Annotated in this window: 7 protein-coding genes and 2 pseudogenes; 3 read left to right on the top strand and 6 right to left on the bottom strand. The window is 68.8% G+C overall.

Annotation, left to right across the window (positions count from 1 at the left end; genetic code table 11):
* Together AB0F56_RS35845 and AB0F56_RS35840 are read right to left on the bottom strand one after the other, a co-directional pair.
* Positions 1–540, bottom strand: a 540-nt coding sequence (locus tag AB0F56_RS35845) for an HAD-IA family hydrolase (protein ID WP_362017526.1), incomplete at its 3' end; no start/stop codon positions are given.
* Between the two features lie 67 nt (positions 541–607).
* Entirely contained in the window at positions 608–1,291 is a 684-nt protein-coding gene (locus tag AB0F56_RS35840; RefSeq protein ID WP_362017524.1) for a phosphotransferase, read from the bottom strand.
* 275 nt (positions 1,292–1,566) lie between these two features.
* Between AB0F56_RS35840 and AB0F56_RS35835 the strand changes: the two genes are divergently transcribed.
* Positions 1,567–2,814 carry a cation:proton antiporter gene (locus tag AB0F56_RS35835; protein ID WP_362017522.1) on the top strand — a complete coding sequence of 416 codons (1,248 nt, stop codon included), beginning with the start codon at positions 1,567–1,569 and terminating at the stop codon, positions 2,812–2,814.
* A gap of 3 nt (positions 2,815–2,817) precedes the next feature.
* On the opposite strand, the pseudogene AB0F56_RS35830 reads toward AB0F56_RS35835, so the two are convergent.
* From AB0F56_RS35830 to AB0F56_RS35815, 4 genes and pseudogenes are all read right to left on the bottom strand, one after another.
* A pseudogene (locus AB0F56_RS35830) lies at positions 2,818–3,069 on the bottom strand (transposase); the annotation flags it as partial.
* A pseudogene (locus tag AB0F56_RS35825) lies at positions 3,012–3,146 on the bottom strand (transposase); the annotation flags it as partial. The pseudogenes AB0F56_RS35830 and AB0F56_RS35825, both read right to left, overlap by 58 nt.
* 66 nt (positions 3,147–3,212) lie before the next feature.
* Positions 3,213–3,365, bottom strand: coding sequence for a hypothetical protein (locus AB0F56_RS35820; RefSeq protein ID WP_362017520.1), 153 nt, complete (start codon positions 3,363–3,365; stop codon positions 3,213–3,215).
* A gap of 226 nt (positions 3,366–3,591) precedes the next feature.
* Positions 3,592–4,278, bottom strand: a complete 687-nt coding sequence (locus tag AB0F56_RS35815) for a helix-turn-helix transcriptional regulator (protein ID WP_362017518.1) — start codon at positions 4,276–4,278, stop codon at positions 3,592–3,594.
* Positions 4,279–4,401: 123 nt separating this feature from the next.
* Here AB0F56_RS35815 and AB0F56_RS35810 point away from each other — a divergent pair, with 123 nt between their 5' ends.
* Both AB0F56_RS35810 and AB0F56_RS35805 read left to right on the top strand, forming a co-directional pair.
* Complete coding sequence (locus AB0F56_RS35810; RefSeq protein ID WP_362017516.1) at positions 4,402–4,611, top strand: hypothetical protein; 210 nt, start codon at positions 4,402–4,404, stop codon at positions 4,609–4,611.
* Between the two features lie 307 nt (positions 4,612–4,918).
* Positions 4,919–5,578: helix-turn-helix transcriptional regulator (locus AB0F56_RS35805; RefSeq protein WP_362017514.1), on the top strand; the 660-nt coding region annotated here is incomplete at its 3' end.

The following is a 5,578-nucleotide window of genomic DNA, read 5'->3' as shown; positions in this document are numbered from 1 at the left end:
GCCGGCCCGCAGCCCGGACTCGACTCCGGACGGCGCGTCCTCAATGACCAGGCAATCCTCCGGCTTGGCGCCAAGCTGCTCGGCGGCCAGCAGGTAGGGAACCGGTGACGGCTTGCCTTCCGCGACCGCGGCGGCATCCACAAGCACGCGCGGGACCGGCAGCCCGGTACGGGCGAACCGCCCGCGCACCCGGTGCTCGTAGTTCGAGGTCACCAGTGCCCAGCACCCCGAGGGCAGGCCGGACAGCAACTCCGCGGCACCGTCGAAAGCGGCATAGACACCGGACCGGACATCCTCGTCCTCCAGCTCATGCAACGCGGCCAGGCACTCCCGCGGGTCCCGGTCCGAGGCCACCGCAACGAAGGTCTCCATAGGGCGCGTCCGCAGCGCCACTTGGTACACAGCAGCAGGGTCGAGTCTGTAGCGCGCCGCCCACGCCTCCCAGACTCGACGCTGGTTGGCCACCGCGTCGATCAAAGTCCCGTCGACATCGAAGAGGACGTACTTCGCAGAACCTGGCTGGGTGTGTTCGCTGGTCACGCCGTGATCATGCCATCAGCCCATCAAGCCGACGGTTGCGGGACGGCCCTTAGCCCCAGCTCACCTCCTACGGGAGGACGCTGTCATGAGCGTCCGCTCCTGCCGCCAGGATCAGGGCGACCGCCTCGTCGAGGGCGGCCATCTCCTCCTGGGTGAGGGTCGGATTGGCGGCCCGCCGGGCCCGGGCCTCAGGCAGCAGCATGCCGTCGGTGCCGCCGAGTTGGCGCACCAGAGCGGGGAGGACGGTCCGGGCGATTTCGGCGGCGGCTGGCATGGTGAGCGCCGCCTGCGCGAGGACCAGCGCGGCCATCGCGGTGTCAAGACCGGGAGGTCCCTCCTGGGCGGTGGACCAGTCGATCACCACGGGACCGTCGGGGGTGAGGCAGACGTTCTCCGGGTGCAGGTCGAGGTGGACGATGCGGTGGGCGGGGTCGGCTCCGGCCCGGGGCGGGATGGCGTGCAGTCGCACCAGCAGGTCGGCCGGCAACTCGCCCGCCTGATCGCCGCTGAGCGTGCCCGCAACCAGCGCCTCACGCATAGTCGGCCCCGACAGCCGCTGCAACACCAACTCCCCGGCCCCCGCGCCCGGCCACACCGCCGGCACCGGATACCCGTGCTCGGCCACGTACGCCATCACGGCCGCCTCACCGGTGGCGTCCTCGCCGTCGCGGTAGCGCCGCACGACCCGGTCCTCGTCGAGGGCGAACACATCCGCCGTCCGCCCCGCCCCTATCAACTCCCCGATCTCCACCCGGCAGAACTTACACCGAGCGCCGACGGAGCTACGTCGAGTTCTTCATCGCCCTGGCACCGCCACCGCCCCTGGCCACCGTCACCGCCACCGTCACCATCCGCAGCCTGATCCGACGAGCCCGGTTCATGTGCAGTGACCAGCCGTGGGTAGCCGTCCTGCCGGTGGGGATTGATTTCCTGAGGGCGGTATTGGGGTGTGAGGGCGTGGGGAGCCGGTGTGTTTCCGGCGGTCGGAGGGCTGTCGGTCAATAGGCTGCGTGGGCTGGTCGACTCATGAAACCCGGGATGTCCTTGCTTGCTGTAACCGTGATCGCCTGTGTGTTGCTGGTCTGGTGTGTGCTTTCGTATCGCCTTGCCCGGTGGAGTATTACCGCGCCGATTGCGATGCTGGCGGCGGGGATCGCTCTGACGAGCGGGTCCGATCCGCCGCTCGTTTTCGACTTCGGCGATATGGCCGGCTTCGAGCATGCGGTGGAGGTCGTCCTCGCGCTGCTGCTGTTCGTGGATGCCACCGAGGTCCCGTCGGGAGTGATCCGCCGAGAGAGGAGCGTCGTGGCGCGCCTTCTCGGAGGCGCGCTGCCGCTGACGCTGGGCGCGGCGTTCCTGACCGCCTTCGCCTTCTTCCCGGACCAGCCCGGATGGGTGCTGGCGGTGCTGGCCACGGTCGTCGTCCCTCTGGACCTGGCGCCCACCGCCGCGGTCGTGCGGGACAAGCGGATCCCGGCGCGCCTACGTGAGGTGCTCAATGTCGAGGGCGGTCTGAACGACGGCATCATCTCCCCGGTGTTCCTGCTCTGCGTGGCCGCCGCCGCGGAGGCCCACACGGCGAGCGACGACTACGCCGAGGCCGTCCTCGACGCCGTCGGCTCGGCGGCGTGGGCCCTCGGCGCGGGCTCGCTCGTCGGCTCGGTCGCGGGATGGCTGCTGCGCCGCTCCTGGGCGAGGAACTGGGCGCAGCCGGCGGCCATGCGACTCGGGGTCCTCAGCGTGCCCATCGCCGCGTACTCCCTGTCCTCGGCCTTGGGCGGCAACGGCTTCGTCGCCGCCTTCGTCGCGGGCGTCTGCATGGCTCCCGCGATGCGGCACATGCCGGAGAACGCCGTGGAGATGACCGACGACCTCGTCACCCTGCTGACGCTCGCCCTGTGGTTCCTCTTCGGCCAGATCGTCACGAACGAGTTCTGGGACGGCTTCCACTTCTCGGCCATCTGCTACGCCGTCCTCGCCGTCACCCTGGTACGCATCGTGCCGGTCCTGCTCGTCCTGATCGGCACGGACCTGTCCCTGAGAGACAGGCTCTTCCTCGGGTGGATGGGGCCCAGGGGAGTGACCTCGGTGGTCTTCGGCCTGCTCGCCGCACTTGAACTGCCCGCTGCCGGCGGAGGCGACTTCATCTCGCGCGTCATGGTGATCACCGTGATGGTCAGCATCGTCCTGCACGGCCTGAGCAGCGAACCGATCGCCCGCAGCTACGCCCGCCATCGACGCACCGCGGACGACGCACGGAAGAGCACGTCGTAACGGCTGGAGGAGACGCTCCCACGTCCCGCCGGCCGACCACAGGCGATGCCGTTCATAGACCGTCTTCCATGGCCCGAACCGTTCCAGCAGGTCACGCCACTGCACGCCGGTCCGCACCCGGTGCAGAATCCCGTCGATCGGGCCGGGACCTGGCAGGACCAGCCGTTTCGCACCAGGAGCTTGCGCGCGCCCTGGATGGTGTAGGTCAGGTGGAAACGCCGACCAATTACGGTCTTGACCCGCGCCAGCGTCCACCGCTGGTCTTCCCAGCCATGTGCGGCCGGTCCCTTGGCCAGCTCCGCCTCCAGCTGCGCGAACTGCTTCTCGCTCAGCCTCGGCAGCGACGCCGGCCCCTGCGACCGCAGAGCCCGCGGACCGCCTTCCTCCCACGTCTGCCGTCATCGCTGCACCGAGCGGACGCTGACCCGCAGGTCCATGGCGATCACCGAGCTCGCCTCGCCCCGGGCGAACCGCTCGGCCGCCTTGAGCCGTAACTCCTCACGGAACTGCTGCCGTTCGGCGGTCAGACCGCCCCCTTGTGGATACCGCATACCCCGGTGATACCGCACGGGCGACGAGCCGTCAGCCCCTACGACTCCACGAGTTCAACCTCAGTAGGCGAGGCTCGATTTGCGGATGGTCGAGCAGGCCGTCGCCGCCTTCAATTCCTGGCGGATCCTCCGCAAGATTCTTGCTCGATCACGCTCATCACCGGCCTTCCAACCCGTCCTCCGCCTGTATCTGACCGGCTCAGAGTGAGGATGGGGCCGATTGATGTCACGTCGTACCGCCTTCTTCATCGTGCAGGTACTTCCGTGCCGCAGCGACGAACTCGGATTGACGGTTATCCACGGCCAGAAGCATCAACATGAGGTATCCGAACTCGCCCTCCGGGGCTTCGCGGTGAAATATCGCTTGGCGAAGGGTATTGACATCCAGCAGTTTGTCCACCTTGCTGGCTGCCGCAACAACCTCTTTAGGGGCCCCGAGCTCCAGGACTTGGCGAGCGAGTCGGAGGCTGGACATATCCAGCGCCGCTACCTTCGCCTCGGCTAGCTCCCAGTCCTCCCTGCATATTGGGGTAAGCGCCTCTAGGTAATGGCGCGCGGCGTCAGCGGCCGCAGCAGTGAAGTCTGAGCACATTTTCAGCAGCTTCTCACGCTGCCATTCATCTGCGGCCGGGTAACGTGGAGCCTTCCCTCTAGATTCCTTGCGCGCCTGCGGCACGCGCGCGGCAGCGCGACGCAGGGCCAGTAATGGCCCTACATCTGAGCCCAGCGCCCCTCCCAAGGCCACGACCGTGGCCTCGGAGGGCACCTTGTTGCCGTTCAACGCCTGACTGATCGTTGTCCGCCCCAGCCCTGTCCGCAGTTGCAGCGCCCCCATCTGCAACCCGCGCTGTGCCCGAAGCGTGCGCAGTCGCAGAGCGAGTTCCGCCAACGGGTCCTCGTGCGCCTCCTCCACGTCCTGCTCCTCCACCTCTTGGGCGACCGCCTTCGTTCATCTTGTTCGGCCTGAACGCCAGTGAACACCAGAACCGCGAAATTTCACCGGAGTTGTAGTCGTCTATCGCCCCGGGAAGAGAGCATGAACACCTCATCCATCCGCCTGATGCTCCTGGCTCTGCTTCTGGCAGTCGTCACGCTCTTCTGCACGCTCGCAGGAGCAGCAGCTGGTCTGCTCGCTCGGATCGACGGAGCCAGCTACGCCAATGCCCTGCGACGCGGTGCCGTAGTCTTCGCAGGTAGCGCCACCTTGTCTCTGGCAGTGTTGACCTTTGTTCTCACGGCAGTGTGAGCCCTTCCCGGAGCGGTCGGCCGTACTCGCCCTGAAGCCGCAGTACCTCCGCGCGCGCCCCTCCTCTGGTGTTGTCCCTACGCCGTGCAGATTCGTTTTCAGCCACGGCCGGAATCGTGCGACTGGGCGGCGACAACCCGGAGGCGGCGTAACCCTGCCGGGACGGGCGCATTCCGGGGCTGTGGATCACATGGGGAGGGCCTGGCGCCCTACGCTGGCGGTGTTGAGCTGTGCAGGGAGGGGCAGGGCGGTGTGGTCTGATGCTTCCCCGGAACCGTACGCGGACTCTGTGAGGTTCGGGCAGCGCATGCAGATCCTCCGTGAGCGGCGCGGGATGTCCCGCGAGGTCCTGGCCGGCCTGGTCGGCATGCCGGTCGACTGGGTCAAGCAGGTGGAGAACGGCCGCATCCAGGCGCCCGGCATTGACACCGTGCTGCGTGCCGCCGAGGCCCTGCGCGTCCGCGACCTCGCCGACCTCACCGGACGCGGCGACATGCCCGCCCCGCTGCTCCAGGGGCCCGGTCATCCCCGTCTGGCCGCCGTCCGCGCCGCGGTCGACGCCCTGCCGATCGGCAGCGCCGTACCGGTGCCTGTGCGTGCCAAGCACCTCGCGGCCCGGCTCGCCGTCGCGTGGAGGTCGCGGCACGAGGCGCCGAACCACCGGGAGATCCTCGGCGCGCTCCTGCCGGACCTGATCCGGGACGTCCAGCTCGCCGTGCAGCACGCCCAGGCGCCAGCGGAGTGGCGGGCGGCGCAGGCGGTGCTGAGCGAGGTCTACAGCCTCGCCCAGTTCTTCTTGGCCTACCAGCCCGACCCGTCGCTGCTGTGGCCGGTGGCCGAGCGCGGCACGGTCGCCGCCGCGCAGTCCGGCGACCCGCACGCGATCGGCGTCTCGGCGTGGCTGATGGCCAGGCGCACCGGGACGCGGGGCAGTACGACGCCGCCGACGCGGTCACCATGCAGGCTC

This window comes from Streptomyces sp. NPDC026092 (genome assembly GCF_040638605.1).
Classification (GTDB): Bacteria; Actinomycetota; Actinomycetes; order Streptomycetales; family Streptomycetaceae; genus Streptomyces.
This window is presented reverse-complemented; position numbering and strand designations above follow the sequence as displayed.